17 protein-coding genes are annotated in these 18,999 nt (G+C 58.7%); 8 read left to right on the top strand and 9 right to left on the bottom strand.

The genetic code is table 11. From position 1 onward, the window contains the following. Nucleotides 1-112: 112 nt before the first annotated feature. The 5 genes from AAE029_RS04730 to AAE029_RS04710 all read right to left on the bottom strand — a co-directional run bounded on the left by AAE029_RS04730 (nucleotide 113) and on the right by AAE029_RS04710 (nucleotide 6,760). Nucleotides 113-1,258 (bottom strand): iron-containing alcohol dehydrogenase, encoded by a 1,146-nt coding sequence (locus AAE029_RS04730; RefSeq protein ID WP_371071654.1) that lies wholly within the window; start codon nucleotides 1,256-1,258, stop codon nucleotides 113-115. Next, complete coding sequence (locus AAE029_RS04725) at nucleotides 1,255-2,640, bottom strand: aldehyde dehydrogenase family protein (RefSeq protein ID WP_371071653.1); 1,386 nt, start codon at nucleotides 2,638-2,640, stop codon at nucleotides 1,255-1,257. Before AAE029_RS04725 ends, AAE029_RS04730 begins: the two co-directional genes overlap by 4 nt. A gap of 159 nt (nucleotides 2,641-2,799) precedes the next feature. Further along, complete coding sequence (locus AAE029_RS04720) at nucleotides 2,800-4,170, bottom strand: glutamine synthetase family protein (protein ID WP_371071652.1); 1,371 nt, start codon at nucleotides 4,168-4,170, stop codon at nucleotides 2,800-2,802. 125 nt (nucleotides 4,171-4,295) lie between these two features. Then, on the bottom strand, nucleotides 4,296-5,873 hold the full coding sequence (locus AAE029_RS04715) for an amino acid permease (RefSeq protein ID WP_371071651.1): 1,578 nt from the start codon (nucleotides 5,871-5,873) through the stop codon (nucleotides 4,296-4,298). A 119-nt stretch (nucleotides 5,874-5,992) separates the two neighbouring features. Then, complete coding sequence (locus AAE029_RS04710) at nucleotides 5,993-6,760, bottom strand: N-formylglutamate amidohydrolase (protein WP_371071650.1); 768 nt, start codon at nucleotides 6,758-6,760, stop codon at nucleotides 5,993-5,995. 181 nt (nucleotides 6,761-6,941) lie between these two features. Between AAE029_RS04710 and AAE029_RS04705 the strand changes: the two genes are divergently transcribed. From AAE029_RS04705 to AAE029_RS04680, 6 genes are all read left to right on the top strand, one after another. Further along, nucleotides 6,942-7,814 carry a MurR/RpiR family transcriptional regulator gene (locus AAE029_RS04705; protein ID WP_371071649.1) on the top strand — a complete coding sequence of 291 codons (873 nt, stop codon included), beginning with the start codon at nucleotides 6,942-6,944 and terminating at the stop codon, nucleotides 7,812-7,814. A gap of 195 nt (nucleotides 7,815-8,009) precedes the next feature. Next, complete coding sequence (locus AAE029_RS04700) at nucleotides 8,010-9,113, top strand: ABC transporter substrate-binding protein (protein ID WP_371071648.1); 1,104 nt, start codon at nucleotides 8,010-8,012, stop codon at nucleotides 9,111-9,113. A gap of 72 nt (nucleotides 9,114-9,185) precedes the next feature. Then, complete coding sequence (locus AAE029_RS04695; RefSeq protein WP_371071647.1) at nucleotides 9,186-10,079, top strand: ABC transporter permease; 894 nt, start codon at nucleotides 9,186-9,188, stop codon at nucleotides 10,077-10,079. Then, nucleotides 10,076-10,864 carry an ABC transporter permease gene (locus AAE029_RS04690; protein ID WP_371071646.1) on the top strand — a complete coding sequence of 263 codons (789 nt, stop codon included), beginning with the start codon at nucleotides 10,076-10,078 and terminating at the stop codon, nucleotides 10,862-10,864. Before AAE029_RS04695 ends, AAE029_RS04690 begins: the two co-directional genes overlap by 4 nt. 11 nt (nucleotides 10,865-10,875) lie before the next feature. Beyond that, nucleotides 10,876-11,937 (top strand): ABC transporter ATP-binding protein, encoded by a 1,062-nt coding sequence (locus AAE029_RS04685; RefSeq protein WP_371071645.1) that lies wholly within the window; start codon nucleotides 10,876-10,878, stop codon nucleotides 11,935-11,937. Between the two features lie 169 nt (nucleotides 11,938-12,106). Then, nucleotides 12,107-13,444 (top strand): MFS transporter, encoded by a 1,338-nt coding sequence (locus AAE029_RS04680; RefSeq protein ID WP_371071644.1) that lies wholly within the window; start codon nucleotides 12,107-12,109, stop codon nucleotides 13,442-13,444. Between the two features lie 48 nt (nucleotides 13,445-13,492). On the opposite strand, the gene AAE029_RS04675 is transcribed toward AAE029_RS04680, so the two are convergent. After that, nucleotides 13,493-14,002, bottom strand: a complete 510-nt coding sequence (locus AAE029_RS04675) for an anthrone oxygenase family protein (RefSeq protein WP_371071643.1) — start codon at nucleotides 14,000-14,002, stop codon at nucleotides 13,493-13,495. Nucleotides 14,003-14,074: 72 nt separating this feature from the next. Here AAE029_RS04675 and AAE029_RS04670 point away from each other — a divergent pair, with 72 nt between their 5' ends. Together AAE029_RS04670 and AAE029_RS04665 are read left to right on the top strand one after the other, a co-directional pair. Next, a complete protein-coding gene (locus tag AAE029_RS04670; protein ID WP_371071642.1) occupies nucleotides 14,075-14,719 on the top strand; it encodes a TetR/AcrR family transcriptional regulator C-terminal domain-containing protein in 645 nt (214 codons plus the stop codon). 463 nt (nucleotides 14,720-15,182) lie between these two features. Then, entirely contained in the window at nucleotides 15,183-16,064 is an 882-nt protein-coding gene (locus AAE029_RS04665) for a LysR family transcriptional regulator (RefSeq protein WP_371072093.1), read from the top strand. Between the two features lie 8 nt (nucleotides 16,065-16,072). Here AAE029_RS04665 and AAE029_RS04660 read toward each other — a convergent pair whose 3' ends face one another. Genes AAE029_RS04660 through AAE029_RS04650 form a run of 3 tightly spaced genes read right to left on the bottom strand, consistent with a single transcriptional unit; the run spans nucleotide 16,073 to nucleotide 18,988 of the window. Then, nucleotides 16,073-17,077 (bottom strand): ABC transporter ATP-binding protein, encoded by a 1,005-nt coding sequence (locus tag AAE029_RS04660; protein ID WP_371071641.1) that lies wholly within the window; start codon nucleotides 17,075-17,077, stop codon nucleotides 16,073-16,075. Between the two features lie 10 nt (nucleotides 17,078-17,087). Beyond that, a complete protein-coding gene (locus AAE029_RS04655; protein WP_371071640.1) occupies nucleotides 17,088-18,152 on the bottom strand; it encodes a Gfo/Idh/MocA family protein in 1,065 nt (354 codons plus the stop codon). After that, nucleotides 18,149-18,988 carry a carbohydrate ABC transporter permease gene (locus AAE029_RS04650; RefSeq protein ID WP_371071639.1) on the bottom strand — a complete coding sequence of 280 codons (840 nt, stop codon included), beginning with the start codon at nucleotides 18,986-18,988 and terminating at the stop codon, nucleotides 18,149-18,151. Before AAE029_RS04650 ends, AAE029_RS04655 begins: the two co-directional genes overlap by 4 nt. Nucleotides 18,989-18,999: the final 11 nt, after the last annotated feature.

The following is an 18,999-nucleotide window of genomic DNA, read 5'->3' as shown; positions in this document are numbered from 1 at the left end:
GAAGCAGCCCCCGCAGAATGTTAATGCCCGAGCACGGATGGTGGACCCTCTGAACAAAAAGGCCCGGAAAGCGCAAGGCCTTCCGGGCGAGTCGAAGGTCCGCCTCTATTGATCAGAAGCACGCCTCGAAAAGCGCCTTCGTGTTTTCTAACGTCATGGTCACCGGATTGCCGCCGGCACTCGGATCCTCGATCGCCATGGCCGATAGCTCATCGATCCGGTCCGGCGTGATTCCCATAGCGGTCAGATTATCCGGAACGCCGAGTTCCGAGCGAAGCTTCAGGACGTAGTCGTAGAAACCGTCGAAACCGCCGGAAATACCGAGATAGGCGGCTGCTCGCATGATCTTTTCTTCGATGGCCTTGCGGTTGAAGCGCAGAACAGCCGGCATGACGACGGCATTGGTCATGCCGTGATGCGTGTTGTAGATGGCCCCGATCGGATGCGATAGCGCGTGGATGGCGCCGAGCCCCTTCTGGAAGGCGACAGCCCCCATCGCGGCGGCGCTCATCATGTTGGTACGCGCTTCGAGATCAGTCCCTTCCCTGTAGGCGCGCGGCAGGAACTCCTTGACGAGCCGCATGCCTTCGAGCGCGATGCCGGCCGACATCGGATGGTAGAAGGGCGAGCAATAGGCTTCGAGGCAGTGCGCAAAGGCGTCCATGCCCGTGCCGGCGGTGATGATCTTGGGCATTCCGACGGTCAGTTCCGGGTCGCAGATAACGACGCCCGGCAAGAACTTCGGATGGAAGATGATCTTCTTCACATGCGTGGCGGAATTGGTGATGACGCTTGCTCGCCCCACCTCCGAGCCGGTTCCGGCGGTCGTCGGCACAGCGACGATCGGCGCTATGTTCTCAAGACTTGCACGTGTCCACCAGTCGCCGACATCCTCGAAATCCCAGACCGGGCGGGTCTGGCCCACCATGAAGGCGACGCATTTGCCGAGATCCAGACCGGAGCCGCCGCCGAAAGCGACGACACCATCATGACCGCCATCCTTAAAAGCCTTGACGCCGGCATCCAGATTCCTGTCGTTGGGGTTCGGATCGACCTCCGAGAAAATGGCGCGACCGAGGCCCGCATCTTCCAGAATATCGAGCGCGGCCCCGGTGATGGCCATGGAGGCAAGCCCCCTGTCGGTCACCAGCAACGGCTTCCTGATGCCGAGCGACTTGCATGCCTCCGCGAGTTCCTTGATGCGGCCGCGGCCGAGCTTGACGGCGGTCGGGTAGCTCCAATTGGCTGTGATGTTCATGCGGTGACTTTCTTGAGATGGTAGGATTTCGGACGTGTCAGATTATGAAAGCCGAGGACGGAAAGCGAGCCGCCGCGACCGGTCTCCTTGACGCCGGTCCAGCAGAGCGCCGGATCGAGATAATCGGCGCGGTTCATAAAGACGGTACCCGTCTCGATCTCGCGTCCAAGCCGCCCAGCTCGTTCTGCAACCTTCGTCCAGAGCGAGACTGTCAACCCATATTGGCTGTCATTCATCAGCGCCAACGCTTCCTCGTCGCTCTTGACCTTCATGATGCCGACCGCTGGCCCAAAGGTCTCTTCGCGCATGAAGGTCATGGAATGGTCGACATCCACAAGGATCTGCGGCGCGAGATAGGCTCCGCCATCGTCTTGGGGAAAGAGCTTTGGATCCACCAGGGCCTTCGCGCCCTTGGCCACCGCATCGGCAAGCTGTTCACGCACGACTTTGGCGAAACGTTTGTTTGCCATCGGCCCTAGCGAGGTCTCCTGATCGAGCGGATTGCCGAGCTTGTAGTTCGAAACCCAGGCGACGGATTTCTCGACGAACGAATCATAAAGCGACTCATGCACATAGATGCGCTCGATGCCGCAGCAGCATTGACCGGAATTATAGGTCGCACCATCCATCAGCGTATCGACGGCGGCATCAAGATCGGCATCCTCCATGACATATCCAGGATCCTTGCCGCCGAGTTCGAGACCGAGACCGGTGAAGGTGCCAGCCGCAGCACGTTCGATCGAACGGCCGCCTTCGACGGAACCCGTGAAATTGATGAAGTTGAAGCTGCCGGCGGCGATCAATGCCGAGGTTGTATCATGGTCAAGAAAGACATTCTGGAAGACGTCTTCCGGAACACCCGCCTCGACGAAAGCCTGTACCATCCGCTCGCCCACGAGAAGCGTCTGGCTGGCATGCTTTAGAACGACGGTATTGCCCGCCATCAAGGCCGGTGCGACCGTGTTGATCGCAGTCATGTAAGGATAGTTCCAGGGCGCGATGACGAAGACGACACCATGGGGCTCACGCTCGATGCGGCGCTCGAAACGATCGCTCTCCTCGACAACCATGGGCGCCAGCGCATCGGCGGCGATTGAGGCGACGTAGTTGGAACGCTCGTTGAAGCCGCGATATTCGCCGCCATATTTGACCGGCCGCCCCATCTGCCAGGCGAGCTCCGGCACGACGACGTCCGACATCTCGTTCAGTCGCGCGACCCCTTTCAGGACGAGTTGCACGCGATCTTCCAGCGGCCGGCGCGCCCAGACCCTCTGCGCCTTGCGCGCCCGCGCGACGGCTTCTTTGGCGGCTTCCAGCGAAAACGCAGCGCGCTCCGCGTAGACTTCCCCGTTCACGGGAGAAATACATGTGATCATCGTCACGATCGAATTCCTGTCTCTATCTTTTCGAGCAAATGCTCTTGCTGATTACGCTGCACCCACTCTAGCTTCTTCCTCATATGCAGGAAAGAAACAGCGAAGGAGACAGACAGATTTTCCTATGCGAGGCCCCTGGGCACGGGCCGGGACTGCGAAAGGCAATCACGCCCGCTCGAATCCTCGAGCCACCTCCCAGTCGGTGACGCGCCGGTCATATTCCTCCTGCTCCCATTCGGCGGCGCGCGTATAGTGATCGATGACGTCGTCGCCGAAGGCGGCGCGCAGCATCTCCGATCCGGTCATGGCGCTGGCGGCATGGCGCAACGTGCGCGGAATTTCGCGAATCTCACGCGCGCCATAGGCGTCCCCGACGAAGGGCGCTTCCAGTTCAAGCTTGTTCTCGATGCCGTCGATGCCCGCAGCAAGCAATGCCGCGAAGGCCAGATAGGGATTGAGATCGGAACCGCCGACGCGGCATTCGATGCGAATTGCCTTGCTTTCGTCACCGCAGAGCCGATAGCCGGCCGTTCGGTTGTCCTTGCTCCAGATCGCCTTGGTCGGCGCGAATGTGCCTGCCATGAAGCGCTTGTAGGAATTGATATAGGGCGCCAGGAAATAGGTGATCTCGCTCGCATGCGTCAGCAGGCCGGCGACATAGTGCTTCATTGTCGTGGACATGCCGTATTTTGCACCTTCCTCAAAGAAGAGCGGTGTCTTGCCATCGGCGCTCCAGAGCGATTGATGGATATGCGCCGAGCTGCCGGCCGAGGTATAGCTCCACTTGGCTAGGAACGTAACGGCCTTTCCCTTCGACCAGGCAATCTCCTTGCAGCCATTCTTGATGATTGCATGACGGTCGGCCATCGTCAGCGCATCAGCGTAGCGGACATTGATCTCTTCCTGCCCCGCAGATGCTTCACCCTTGGAATTCTCGACGGGAATGCCCGCACCCTGAAGCCCCGTGCGTATCGCCCGCATCACATCCTCTTCCTTGGTCGTCTGGAAGATGTGATAGTCCTCGTTATAGGGGCTGGCGAGCTTGAGGTTGCGATAGCCGGAGCCGTGCGCCTCTTCATAGCTTTGATTGAACAGGAAGAATTCGAGCTCGGAGGCCATGTAGGCTTTCATGCCCATTGCCTCCAATCGCTTGATCTGTTTCTTCAGCACAGCCCTCGGCGAATGCGCTACTTCCTCATGGCCATGATGATCGAGCACGTCGCAGAGCACGAGAGCCGTGCCTTCGATCCAGGGAATACGCCGTAGCGTCGCAAGGTCCGGCCGCATCGTATAGTCGCCATAGCCCTTTTCCCAGCTCGTCGACTTGTAGCCGGAGACGGTCTCCATCTCCATGTCGGTCGCCTGGAGATAGTTGCAGCTATGGGTCTCCTTCCAGGCGTGTTCAACGAAGTATTCGGCCTGGAAGCGTTTGCCCATCAGCCGGCCCTGCATGTCCACCTGGCATGCAACAACCGTGTCGATGCGCCCCTCGGCAACATCCTTCTTGAGTTCGTCAAATGAATAGCTGGTGCTCATGGTTGATCCGCCTGAATTTCGAAAGGATGACCGGCAATACGCTGCGATGGATCGGAAGATCATTTGCCGCACGCCGGGGCGAATGAGGCCGCCATTGCGCGGCCCCATAATCTTTCCACACGTGGTTATGCTTTGCCGGGTATGACATTATCGACATCGGTCTCGCCGACCGCCGCTTCCGCTGCGGCGATCTCCGCCCGGCGCTTTGCTATTTCATCACCGATCGGCGGTCCCTTGAAACGACGGCTTTCAAAGCCGAACCAGACGATGCCGGTCAGGATAAGGAAGCCCACGGTGATGTAGAGCGCCCAATCGTTCGGCGGCTGAATGCCGAGGATAAAGATCAGGATCATCGCGACGATCGACAGAACGGCGAACAGCTTGAACACGCCCTCGCCGAGGTTCCACGGTCCCATCTTGTCCCACTTCGGCGTTCCCCAGGCGAAGAGGCCGAGGGTGATCGGAATGGCGAAGGAGAAGAAGAGGAAGATGACGGTGCAGGACACAACGATCGTGTAGACCGGCGTGTCTCCGATCGAAACCAGCGACGAACCCCAGACAAAGAGGACCGACAGGATCGAACCGGTCCAGATCGCTGCCACCGGCGTACGATGGATCGGGCTGACCCGAGACAGTGCCTTGGAGGCAGGAAGTCCACCATCTCGCGAGAAAGCGAAGATCATGCGCGAAACCGAGGTAACGGTTGCAAGTCCGCACAGCCATTGGCTGATGAAGATAGCGAGATAGAGCAGATCCTTGACGACCGGATTGACCTGTGAATCCATCGCCCAGAAGAAGACGTTCCAACCCTGCTTGGCTGCTTCCTCCATGTTGGGGATCATCAGCACGAAGGCGCACAGCATGATGTAGCCGAAAAGCGCCGACCAAAGCACCGATGAAACCATGCCGCGCGGCACCGAATGAGCCGCCTTTACTGTTTCCTCGGATGTGTGGGCGGATGCGTCATAGCCGGTGATGGTGTAGATCGGCAGCAGCAAGCCGAGCAGAAAGACCCAAAGCCCGGAGTTCGCCGGCCAGACGTTGCCGCCCGCCTCGCCCGAAAAATTGGCAAAAGTGAAGAGACGGGCGAAATCATAGGACGGGGCTGCAATCAGGCAGACGGCCGCAAGAGCGATCGACGTTGCGAAAATGAGATAGCCCGAGAAGTCGGTCAGCTTCGCGGTCAAGCCGATCCCCATATGGTTTACCAGCGCCTGCAGGCCGGTGATGACAGCCAGGAACACAATACGCGTTGTCGTGGTGTCGACGAGCCCCAGATATCTGGTGCCGAAGGAGCCCATGAAGAAGTAATAGGTTCCAACGTTGATGGCTCCGAGAACGGTGACGAGGCCAAGAAGATTGAACCAGGCCGTGAGCCAGCCGGTAAAGCGGTTACCGAGGATAGAACCCCAGTGATAGAGACCACCGGCTGTCGGATAGGCGGAGCCGATCTGCGCCATGGCGACTGCAAAGACGAGCGAAATGAAGCAACCGAGCGGCCAGCCGATGCCGATTGCCGCCCCGCCGGCGCCGGACGTCGCCTGTGCCAGCGAGTTGATGCCGCCTGAAAGAATGCAAATGATTGAGAACGACACCGCGAAGTTCGAAAACTGGCTCATGCGCCGTTCGAGTTCCTGGGCATAGCCCATCGAATGCAGGACCTGCATATCCTGCTTTTTGTCCGATTCGGTATAGTCAGACATGACTTCCCCCTAAATCTGATCGCCAGCGGAATTGCCGACGATCCTGTGCCAATTCGGCCGTCGGCTTTGCCGTCGGCCCGATCGCAGTTGAACTGCTCCCTGGGGTCTTTTTTAAATTGTCAGGCTTCCAGGCTTTTCTGGATGAGCCCTGTCAGATAGTCGGCCATGACCCCTTGGCCGACCTCGTCTGCGATGAGGTCGTTGCGGACCTCGATCATTACGTTGCGCAGGCCGTTCGCGAGCCCGTGCAGCTTCAGCGTATGGGTGACGCCGTCCTTCGGACCGTAAGGCGCGTTGCGCTCGGTTCTGTAGAGCGGTGCATCTGCCGCCGCTTCCAGCATCCGGTCCGCGAACCGTGCATCCTCGTCGTGAAGGATGCCCAGTTCGACAGCTCGCGGTTCACCGTTGTAGACCGGCGTGAAACTATGGATGGTGACGATAATGCTGTCCTGCCCCCGTGCCCTGCGATCCCTGAGCAGGGCGCGGATGCTGTCGTGAAAAGGGATATAGAGCGCATGCGTCCGCGCCTGGCGCTCCTCGGCGCTGAGGCCCAGGTTTCCCGGAATGGCGTAAACCTCGCTGACCTCCGGCATGGCACCCGGAGACTCCGGCGGCCTGTTGCAATCGTAGATCAGGCGCGAAAAGCGCTGATAGGCAAGCGTCGCATCAAGCGCAGACGACATGCCTCTGGCGACCGCGAGCGCGCCGGGATCCCAGGCTATATGGCTGCGGAGGGCCTCCTCGGAAAGGCCGAGATCGCCGAACCGCTCAGGCAATGCGCGGGAAGCATGCTCGCAGATGATAAAGACGGAGCTTTTGCCGTCAGGCCTTTCAACCTCGACACATTTGCCATCCGCTTCCGTCAAGATCGTGAACTGAGCCAGCACCGGAGGCGCCCCCACCTGCACCCTTAATAAATTCTTTATAAGAAAAGAATTCTTCAGCTTGCCGGCTCTGTCAAGCAAATACTGAAAATTTCTTTTCAGAGTCACAATTGACACCCGCAGGGTCAAGGTTGTTAAATCTGAGCGAAGACTGGCGAAGACCAGTCCGGGGAGCAAAGAGCACGTGACCATTGTGTCGAGGACAGTTTCGGACGTCATCCGATCGCAGTTCGGCACACTGACGCGTGCGGAGAAGCAGCTTGCGGAAAGCCTGCTGGACAACTATCCAGTTTCCGGCCTTGGAAGCATTACGGCGATTGCAGAAAATGCTGGCGTCTCGACACCGACCGTCGCCCGCATGATGCAGAAGCTTGGTTTCAAAGGATATCCAGACTTTCAGGCTCGCCTGCATCAGGAGGTCGAGGCAACGATCTCCAATCCGATCACCAAGCACGATCGCTGGGCATCCAATGCGCCCGGCACACATATCCTGAACCGGTTCGCCGACGCCATCATGGGGAACCTGCGCCAGACGTTGTCTGATCTGGATAGCGGTACCTTCGACAGCGTCGCAGCCCTGCTTTCAGAGCGCAAACGCGGCCTCTATTTCGTCGGCGGGCGCATCACCGGCGCTTTGGCCGAATATTTCTTCACCCACATGCAGGTTATCCGCCCGGCCACCACCCTGCTCTCCTCCAATTCGAGCTCATGGCCGCAATACGTTCTGAACATGAACGCCGGTGATCTGCTGATCATCTTCGATATCAGGCGCTATGAACAGGAAATGGTCAACCTGGCGGCCGCGGCCCGCAAACGCGAAGCCGAGATCATCGTCTTCACGGACCAATGGGCCTCGCCTGTCGTGAAATACGCGCGTCATGCCTTTCGCGTACAGATCGAAGCGCCCTCCGCCTGGGATTCATCGGTCGTGACCCTGTTCATCGTCGAAGCACTGATAGAGGCGGTTCAGAATTCGACATGGGACGAGACCAAGGAGCGTATGAAGACGCTGGAAGGTCTGTTTGAGCAGAGCAAGCTTTTCAGCAGGCCCGGCTAAAGAAGAACCGATGCCATTTGCCAGAGAATATTAGCAATGGCGTTTGTCCTAATCTGAACAGTGCGTCGCAAATGAAACATTTCGTGCGAAGCCCTGCAGCATATGGAGAATTATCGTCACGGAACCGTCACACAAGCTTCACGTAACGTCAGTAACAGCATCGCCTAGACACTGAAAACCCAAAGGAGAACAACAGTGATCTCTAACGTTTCTCGACTGCTTTCGCTTTCTACTGCGATGATCGTGGCATCGACCGCGATCGCCGCCGCTGAGCCGAGCCAGGAGCTGATCGACGCCGCCAAGAAGGAAGGTACGCTGACCACGATCGCTCTTCCGCACAACTGGTGTGGCTATGGCGACATGATCGCTGCTTTCAAGGCCAAGTACGGCATCGAGGTCAACGAACTGAATCCTGATGCCGGTTCGGGCGACGAAGTCGAAGCGATCAAGGCCAACAAGGGCAACACCGGCCCGCAGGCACCGGACGTTATCGACGTTGGTCTCGCCTTCGGCCCGTCGGCCAAGGCTGAAAACCTGTTGATGCCCTACAAGGTTTCCACCTGGGACTCCATTCCGGATAGCGCCAAGGATGCCGATGGCTACTGGTACGGCGACTACTACGGCGTTCTCTCCTTTGTTGTGAACACAGACATCGTCAAGGAGGTTCCGAAGGATTGGGCTGACCTCAAGAAGTCCGATTACGCCAACGCTGTTTCGCTCGCCGGCGACCCTCGCGTTTCCAACCAGGCCTATCAGGCTGTTTACGCGGCAGGTCTCGGCGCGGGCGAAAAGGATGCTGCCAAGGCCGCCGACGCCGGTCTCAAGTTCTTCGGCGAACTCAACAAAGCCGGTAATCTCGTTCCGGTTATCGGCAAGTCCGCTTCGCTCGCTCAAGGCTCCACGCCGATCGTCATTGCATGGGATTACAATGGCCTCGCATGGCGCGACAGCCTGAAGGGCAACCCGCCGGTGGAAGTCGTCGTCCCGTCGACGGGCGTCGTCGCCGGCGTTTACGTCCAGGCGATCTCCGCCTTTGCTCCGCATCCGAATGCCGCGAAGCTCTGGATGGAATATCTCTATTCCGACGAAGGTCAGCTCGCTTGGCTGAAGGGCTACTGCCACCCGATCCGTTTCAACGACCTCGCCAAGAACGGCAAGGTTCCGAAGGAGCTTCTCGACAAGCTGCCGCCGGCTGAAAACTATGCCAAGGCTGTCTTCCCGAGCGTCGAAGAGCAGAAGGCCGGTGCCGGCGTCATCTCCAAGCAGTGGGACAGCGTCGTAGGCGCCAACGTTCAGTAATTGGCCGATCCAGCCCCCCCGTCATACCGGCGGGGAGGCTTCTCTCACTCCAACGCCCCCTGGATGAGTTCGATGAGCACTGTTTCAACGCCCGCGGTGAGCGCGGCCCCAATGATCACCAGAGACAAGGTGATCGACTGGCTGGGCATTGCACCTTTCATAATTTTTGCACTGCTGTTTCTGATTATTCCCACCTTGTATCTTGTAGCAGGCGCGTTTCTGACACCGGATGGTGCTTTTACGCTGAAGAATATCGCCGATCTTTTCACTCCCTCCATTCTGAGCGCTTATTGGATCAGTATCCGTGTTTCCGTCGCATCCGCGCTGGGTGGCGCGTTGATCGGTTTCTTCCTTGCCTGGGCTGTCGTGCTTGGCGGTCTGCCGAGTTGGATAAGGTCAAGCCTTCTGACTTTTTCCGGCGTCGCCTCCAACTTCGCGGGCGTGCCCCTCGCCTTCGCCTTTCTCGCAACTCTCGGCCGCACCGGCCTTGTCACCGTCTTTCTGCGCGACTGGTTCGGTTTCAATCTCTACGGGACCGGATTCAATCTCCTGAGCTTCTTCGGCCTTACCATTACTTACATGTATTTCCAGATTCCGCTGATGGTGCTGATCCTGACTCCGGCTCTCGACGGCATGAAGAGGGAATGGCGTGAAGCTGCGGAAATGCTTGGTGCATCCAATCGCCAATATTGGTCCATGGTCGCCCTGCCAATCCTTTGGCCGAGCCTGCTCGGTACGACGCTGCTTCTGTTTGCAAACGCCTTCGGCGCCATCGCGACGGCCTATGCATTGACCGGCAGCTCGCTGAACATCGTACCGATCCTGCTCTATGCACAGATCCGCGGCGACGTGCTGCACAATCCCAATCTCGGCTATGCGATCGCGCTTGGCATGATCGTCATCACCGGCGTTTCAAATGTTCTTTACCTCATGCTGCGCATGCGCGCTGAACGGTGGCAGAAATGAAAGCTCAACGTCTCGGTGCCTGGATCGCCATTATTCTGGGCGCATCCTATTTCATCATTCCGTTGATCGGCACGATCGAATTCTCGCTGCGCATGCGTCGGGGTACTTACAGCTTCGATGCCTATCAGTCGGTCTTTTCGGAAATCCAGTTCCGAGAAACCTTCGGCTATTCGATGCTGATGGCGCTGCTGACCATCGTCTTTGGCATGCTCCTGGTCGTACCCACGGCTTACTGGGTACGGCTGCGCCTGCCGCAGATGCGCCAGATCGTCGAGTTCATCACGCTTCTGCCGCTCGTCATTCCCGCGATCGTGATCGTGTTCGGCTATCTCCGCCTTTACAACTCTTCATCGATCCTGCCGCTGACTGCCAATTCGCTGGGTACCAATATCCTCCTCGTCTTCTCCTATATCACCCTTTCACTCCCCTATATGTACCGCGCCGTTGATACCGCCATGCGGGCGATCGACGTCCGTACATTGACGGAGGCTGCCGAAAGTCTGGGAGCGAACTGGACAACGATCATGTTCAAGTGCATTTTTCCGAATGTCATGAGTGGCGTTCTTTCCGGCGCCTTCATCACGCTCGCGATCGTCATGGGAGAATTCACCATGGCCGCACTGCTCAACCGTCCGGCCTTTGGTCCCTATCTGCAGCTCGTCGGCGCCAACAAGGCTTATGAGCCTTCGGCGCTTGCAGTCATCGCCTTCGCGATCACCTGGCTCAGCATGGGCCTTCTGCAACTCGTCTCGCGATTCCATAAAGCCGCACCGGCAAAAGCTTAAGGTATTGGCTCATGTCCTTTCTAACGCTGACCAACATCCAGAAATCCTTCGGCCCCGTTCAGGTGGTGAAGAACTTCAACATGACTATCGAGAAGGGAGAATTCATCTCCTTCCTCGGCCCGTCGGGCTGCGGCAAGACCACGGTCCTGCGCATGATTGCCGGCTTCGAAACACCGACCGGTGGCACTTTGACCATCAACGGCAAGGATCAGCGAGCGCTGAAGCCGAACCAGCGTAACATCGGCATGGTGTTCCAGGCCTATGCGTTGTTCCCGAACATGACCGTCCATGACAACGTCGCCTTCGGCCTCAAGATCGCCGGCCTCACCAAGCCGGAGATCGATGCCAGGGTCAAGGAAATGCTCAGCCTCATCAAGCTTGACCATCTTGCCGATCGTTATCCGTTCCAGATGTCCGGCGGCCAACAGCAGCGCGTGGCGCTTGCCCGCGCGCTCGCCGTAAAACCTCAGGTGCTGCTGCTCGACGAGCCGCTGTCGGCTCTCGACGCCAAGATCCGCGTGTCCTTGCGCGAGGAGATCCGCGCCATCCAGCAGCAACTCGGCATCACCACGGTCTTCGTCACGCACGATCAGGAGGAGGCGCTCTCGATCTCTGACCGCATCGTCGTGATGAATGCCGGCAAGGCCGATCAGATCGGTACCCCCTACGAGATCTACAACAACCCGGCGACACGCTTCGTCGCCTCCTTCGTCGGTACCCTGAACATGATCGAGGCCAAGGTCGTTGATCCCGCCGCCAACCGCATCGCCATCGGCGATCAGGGCGTGACGCTGAAGCAGTCGGTCAACGCCTTCAAGGCCGGAGACACCGTCTCGCTGGCGCTGCGTCCGGAGGCTGGATCACTGGCTGAGAGCGCCCGCGGCGATACGGCACTGACCGGCGACGTCGTCTCCGCCCACTTCCTGGGCTCGGTCATCCGTACGCGCATGAATGTCGGCGGCAACGTCATATCCTTCGACATGTTCAACAATCCGGGCCTCATGCCGCCTGCGACAGGCGAGAAGGTAACGCTGCGCTTCTCCTCGTCTGATCTCCTTGTCATCGCTGACTAAAGATATCTCTCCAAGGCGCCGCGATATCGTGGCGCCTTTCTCTTTTTTTGCCATCATCCTTCCGCGTCGCGATCAACGACCGAGCTATCCGCCGCGGCAAAAAGCACTTGAATTGCGCAACCCGATATCGCAAGGACGAAGCGATCTATCGTTCAGCGAGCTTGGTGCCATGTCCCCCACAGCGCCCGTTGCCCCTCGGCGCCTGACCTCTCGGGATTTTCGAACTCTCGGCCTTTCCGCCCTCGGCGGGGCGCTCGAATTTTACGATTTCATCATCTTCGTTTTCTTTGCGACCGTCATTGGCAAGCTCTTCTTCCCGCCGGAGATGCCTGATTGGTTGGTGCTGCTTCAGACCTTCGGCATCTTCGCCACCGGCTATGTCGTCCGCCCGCTCGGCGGCATTGTTCTCGCCCATTTCGGCGATCTCTTCGGTCGCAAGCGCGTCTTCGCTTTTTCGATCCTGCTAATGGCGCTCGCAACGCTTGGCATGGCGCTGATGCCGACCTACGCGTCCATAGGCTTTGCTGCCCCTATCCTGCTTGTCCTCATGCGCATCCTGCAAGGCGCGGCGATCGGCGGCGAAGTGCCGGGCGCCTGGACCTTCGTTGCGGAGCATGTGCCGTTTCGTCACGTCGGCTTCGCCTGCGGTTTCCTCTGTTCCGGTCTGACGCTTGGTATCCTGCTCGGCTCCTTCATCGCCGCCCTCGTCAATTTCCTCTTCTCCCCAAATGATATTGCCGCCTACGCCTGGCGCATTCCTTTCTTCATCGGGAGTATTTTTGGTCTTATCGCTGTTTTTCTCCGGCGGTGGCTGCAGGAGACGCCAATCTTTTCGGAGATGAAGCAGACCCATTCATTGGTCCCGGAGCTGCCGCTGAAGGTGGTGCTGCGGGATCACTGGCGCGGCGTCGTCATTTCGATGCTTTTGACCTGGATCCTTTCCGCCGGCGTCGTTGTCACCACATTGATGACCGCAACATTCCTGCAGACGCTTTATGGTTACACGGCACAAGAGTCCCTCGCTGCCACAAGCTTCGGCACGCTTTTTCTGATCGTCGGCACAGCTGGCGCAGGCGTCATCGTCGACCGGATCGGGTCAGGAAGGTTTTTCTCTTCCGCCAGCCTCTTTTTCGCTATTGCGACATGGGCGTTCTACAGCTACGCCGCTGCGTCGATAACCGCCCTCTTCGTGCTCTACGCCATTATGGGGCTCGCTGTTGGCATGGTTGGCGCGGCTCCCTATGTCATGGTCCGCGCATTTCCGGCGCGTGTCCGCTTTACGGGGCTCTCCTTCTCCTACAACGTCTCTTACGCCATTTTTGGCGGGCTGACGCCGCTTGCAGTCACATCACTGCTGCCCTTCAATCCAATGGCCCACGCTTACTACCTGCTCTTCATTGCGGCTCTGACCCTCGTGCTCGGCCTCTATCTTCTGGTCCGTGGTGACGCCGTCGAGGCTGACGTCGGTGTCGAAGAACTGACGGCCCGACTTGCCGGGGAATCCTGACGTCGCATCCTCTCGTACAAAGTGGGTAATCGTAGCTCTGTTCACGTCTCAGAAAGCCAATGCTATCAGAAGTGAGAGGAAGGCAACCACGGCGAAGATCGCCCGAATGGCATGTGAATATTCCCAGCGATCGCGGTAGCGGCGCCAAAGCTTGTCGTCACCTTCTGTCGTCTCGGCAGCCGGATCAACCGAGCCAGCGGAGAAGAAACGCTGTCCGAGACCCTCCAGTCTTTGATCCCTGAGCCAGAAGCTGTTCACCGGATGGGTCAGCAGCCAGTAGCAGCCATGCATGGCTATCAGCGCGATCAGAGCCAGCATTATCCACCGAAAGGACGGGTCCCCACGAGGGGTAGCGATGATGAGTGCCAGTGTCGCCACGATCGCCAGTATCTCGCCGAAACCAGCGATCGTAAAACCCGGATAGTAGATCGACTGTGTCGTCACGTAAGCCTCGCGTTCGAGGCGCATTTTCCCCGGCAGTTCCAGCACGTGGGCGAGCGACGTCACCAGCGCGACGGTTGTCAGGCAGACCGACACCAACTGAAGTATCGTCAGCATCTGAACTCACCTTGTTAATTTACAGTGTATATTTAAAAATGGCTCACGGATTTGCTGGGTCAAGGGCCTATTATGACGAGAACCGGGACATTAAAGGAGAGCCGGCAACGGGGACGGCCGAAAGCCGGTGAGATCGGCCTCGACCGAAAGCAGGTCTTTGCCGAAGCTCTCCTCATGCTGGAAAAAGACGGCCTTGGTTCGATGACCATGCGAAGGCTTGCTGATCGCCTCAACGTGAGCCCGATGGCTCTCTACAATCACGTCTCGAGCAAGGAGGATCTATTGCAAGGCGTGACAGAGATCTTGCTTGATCATGCGGAGTTCTCCGGGGCGGGATCGGACTGGCGCGACCGCATCATGATTTGCTTCCGGGAATTGCGACTGCTATGCCGCACCCATCCCGAAGCGGTTCGGCTGCTCGAAACGCTGGAAAAGCCTCCATCCAAGGTTTTCCGCCCGATCGAAATCACTCTCAGTGCCATGGAGGAAATCGGCATACGCGGAGAAAATGCCCTGCGTGCTTTTTACCTCCTGATGAATTTTACGCTTGGCCAAGCCTCCTACGAAGCGCGCGGGCCATCGAAGGGCCTGGATCCGCGAAGTCGAGAAGAGTTTTCCGGAACTGGCTCGATCGAGTCCCAATGGAATTTCGACCATGCGTTCGAATTCGGGCTCAAGACAATCCTCTCGGGCCTTGAAGCGAACGCAGCGTTGTGACTGACGCGCCTACCTGCGGGCAACTATCCACTGTGCGCTCAGGCGGGCCTGCTCTTCCCGCAATTTCTCTCGTATGCAGCCACACGATCGAAGCCGACGGCGTCGAGAAATTGACGATGCGGTTTGCCATTGGCTCGCGTCCATTCGTTGCCGAGATAAGGGACTTGAGAAAAGGCAGCACCCTCAAACTCTCACGCACATCCGCTTCGGACAACCCTGCGTCCCGCAATAGATGGCTGTCCTTACGCTGAACGATCTCCGTCAACGCACGCCGCTCCTGGAGCCATTGGCGGTAGCAGCGCCATCTCGCCTGAAGGCTTGAAGTCAGCCGCAACCTCTCGCTTCCGACAGACATCATCACCTCTTCTCCCTTCTCTAACAGCAGACATGCTGATGCGCCATTTGACATGGCACAAACGAATAGTGACAATGCCTGCCATTGGAAAACCTCATGGCGGATTGTATGCAGGCACCTCTTGAAAGCGATCTGTTGCGTGTATTTCTGATTGTCGCCGAGGCGGGAAATGTAACGCACGCGGCAAACGACATCGGACGCACGCAATCCGCCGTGAGCCTGCAGCTCAAGAAGCTTGAAGAGAGTATCGGCAAGCCGCTCTTCGAGCGCGGGCCGCGCGGTGTCGCTCTGACGGAAGTTGGTCGGCAACTCCTCCCCTATGCGCGTCGTATCGTCGGGTTGATGGACGAGACGACTGCCGCCATGCGGCGCAGACCGCTGGACGGGCCGGTGCGGATAGGCATTCCCGAGGAATACCTCCACACCGTGCTGCCGCGTGCCCTGGCGGCCTTCGCTGAAAGCCATCCATCCGTCGACGTCACTGTAATGTGCGGATATACGGCGCAACAAATGGCGGCGCTCGAAAATGACGCGCTCGACCTCGCCGTTGTGTTTGACTGGAGCACCCAGGTTCACGGCGAAGTGCTCTTCATCGATCCGACCGTTTGGGTGACCTCGACCGTTCATCGATTGCACGAACGCAATCCGATGCCGATCGCGGTCTATGGCAGATCAACCTGGTGCACGGATTTTGCCATCCGTTCACTAGAACAGCATGGCCTGCCCTATCGCATCGCCTACAGCTGCGACACCAGCGGCGGCCTCAAGATCGCCGTGACCGCCGGTCTCGGCATCGCGCCGCTGTCACGCAGCAACATCCCGCCCGATTGCCGGGAACTCACGATGGACGACGGATTCCCGCCCGTCGATTCATCGCGGGTGGTTCTCAGGCGAAACGCCTATCATTCGAGCCCCGCGGTCGAGAGTATGGCGGAGGTCATCCGCTCCGCCTTCAGGCCGGTTTCCCACACCAATCTGCGGGCGTCCTGACTGATCTTTCAGGCCCTGATCGCCCGATCGTTTGCATCGAACCGATGCATGTGATCCTGATCGGGCGTCGCATGAACGATCTCGTCCGGCGCATATTTATGTTCGCCGAAAAGCCGCGCCGTCAGCAGGCCGGTCTGTTCGGTCTCGAGGTAGATGATCGTGTCGGCGCCCAGATGCTCAACATGGATGACTTTGGCTTGCCATGTGCCCTGCTCGCGCGACAGCGTGATATGTTCAGGGCGAATGCCGATCGTCTTGGCACCCTTGTTTCCCAGCCTCTCTGCCGGAATGAAATTCATCTGCGGCGAACCGATGAAACCGGCAACAAAGATGTTGGCCGGGCGGTTGTAAAGCTCCATCGGCGAGCCGACCTGCTCGATCGCGCCAGCGTTCAGCACCACGATCTTGTCGGCGAGCGTCATCGCCTCGACCTGGTCGTGGGTCACGTAGATCATCGTTGCTTTCAGGCGACGGTGGAGCTGCGCGATTTCGAGACGGGTCTGCACGCGCAATGCAGCGTCGAGATTCGACAGAGGTTCGTCGAACAGGAAGAGTTCCGGCTCGCGGACGATCGCACGACCGATCGCCACGCGCTGGCGCTGACCACCCGAAAGCTCAGCCGGCCGCCGCGCTAGGTAGGGGTCGAGCGACAGCATGCCGGAAGCCTTGGCGACGCGCGTATCGATCTCGTCCTTCGCCTTGCCCGCCTGCTTGAGACCGAGGCCCATATTGTCCTTCACGGTCAGATGCGGATAGAGGGCATAGGATTGGAAAACCATGGCGATGCCGCGCTTGGCGGGCGGGGTCACCGTCACGTTCCTGCCGTTGATGACGACGGCGCCGGATGTGACGTCCTCCAGCCCAGCTATGCTGCGAAGGAGGGTCGACTTGCCGCAGCCGGAAGGGCCAACGAAAATGACGAATTCGCCATCCTTCACTTCCAGATCGATGCCCTTGAGCACTTCGTGCGTACCGTAGGCCTTGCGGATGGATTTGAGTTGAAGCGATCCCACTATCTATTCCTTACAGTTTGACAGGCTTGCCGGTGCGCACGCTTTCATCGGCGGCAAGGCAGATGCGCAGTGACTGCACGGCGTCGCTCATATGGCGGTCGAGATCGAGATCTTCGCGAATAACCTTGAGCATGAAGGCCTGCTCCAGTTCGCACAGCTCCTGATGGCCGGGTTCACCGTCCATCCGCATATCCTGGTCAGGCCGGATGAACCTTCCGTCCGGGCCGGTCTCGGCGGTGTGAAGCCGGATGACGGATGTCTTGGTATGCGTGTCGATGTCGTCCGATTTCGCATGGGGGTCCATGACGATCGAGACCGCACCGTTCGGTGACATCACGTCCTTCACGAAGAACGCTGTCTCCGAGATCATCGGTCCCCAGCCCGCCTCGTACCAGCCGACGGAACCATCCTCGAATATCACCTGAAGATGCCCGTAATTGTACATGTCTGGCGCGACCTCGTTCGACATGCGCAGGCCCATGCCACGCACTTCGACCGGCTTGGCATCAGTGATCTGGCACATGACGTCGACATAGTGGACGCCGCAGTCGACGATAGGCGACGTCGTCTGCATCAGCGACTTGTGCGTCTCCCAGGTCGGGCCACTTGACTGCTGGTTCAGGTTCATGCGGAAGACATAGGGTCCCCCGAGTTTGCGGGCTTCTGCGATCAGCCGCATCCATGATGGGTGATGACGCAGAATATAGCCGATCACGAGCTTGCGTCCGCTCGCCTTGGCAGCTGCCACGACGCGCTCCGCATCGGCAACTGTCGTCGCCAGCGGTTTCTCGAGGAAGACATCGCAACCCGCCTCGAAAGCTGCAACGGCATAATCCGCATGACTATCGGAATAAGTGTTGATCGAGCAGAGATCAGGCTTCAGTGCGGCGAGCGCCGCCTTGAAATCGGGGTGGATGTCATAGCTCCTCAGTTCCTCAGGCAAGGCAGGCCGGGAGCGGTTGACGAGACCGACGATCTCAAAGCCGGGATTTCTGTGATAGGCGAACGCATGGCTCCTGCCCATATTGCCGAGACCGGCCACAAGCACGCGGATTGGCTTATCGGTTGAACTCACTTGACCGCTCCTGAGGTAATGCCGCGGATGAGCTGCCGCGAGAAGATGACATAGAGGATCAGAACCGGCAGGATGGCGAACGACAGCGCCGCAAGCACCGCGTTCCAATTGGTCACGAACTGGCCGATGAAGATCTGCGAACCGAGCGTCACGGTCTTTGTAACCTCGCTCGGCGCCAGGATCAGCGGGAACCAGAGATCATTCCAGATCGGGATCATGGTGAAGACGGCGACCGTCGCCATGGCGGGCCGCACCAGCGGCAGCACGAGGCGAAAGAAGATGGCATACTCCGAAAGGCCGTCGATGCGTCCGGCGTTCTTCAAGTCGTCGGAAACGGTTCGCATGAATTCCGACAGGATGAAGATGGCAAGCGGAATGCCCTGTGCGGTATAGACGAGGATGAGCGCCGTCAGCGTATTGACCAAGTTGGCGGCCACCATGCCCTGCAGGATCGCGACCGTGCCGAGCCGGATCGGGATCATGATTCCGATCGCGAGATAAAGGCCCATCAGCGTATTGCCGCGGAAACGATATTCCGAAAGCGCGAAGGCGGCCATGGCGCCAAACAGCAGCACCAGGACGATCGAAGCGACCGTCACGATGAAGCTGTTCTGGAAATAGGTCGCAAAATCGCCCTGCCCCAGAACGGTCTGATAGCCGATCAGGCTGAAGGAAGATGGTGTCGGCACCGTAAGCGGGGTGCGGAAGATCGAGTTGCGATCCTTGAACGAGTTGATGATCGTCAGGAACACCGGGAAAATGGCGACCAGCGTGTAGGCGATCAACGCCAGATGCACGAGGCCGGTACGGATCGGGGAAGTGCGCGCCTTGGACATGATCCGCCTCG

It is taken from the genome of Sinorhizobium sp. CB7 (assembly GCF_041357635.1).
Lineage (GTDB): Bacteria > Pseudomonadota > Alphaproteobacteria > Rhizobiales > Rhizobiaceae > Rhizobium.
Note: the sequence above shows the minus strand (reverse complement) of the source record. Positions and strands in the feature narration are given on the sequence as shown.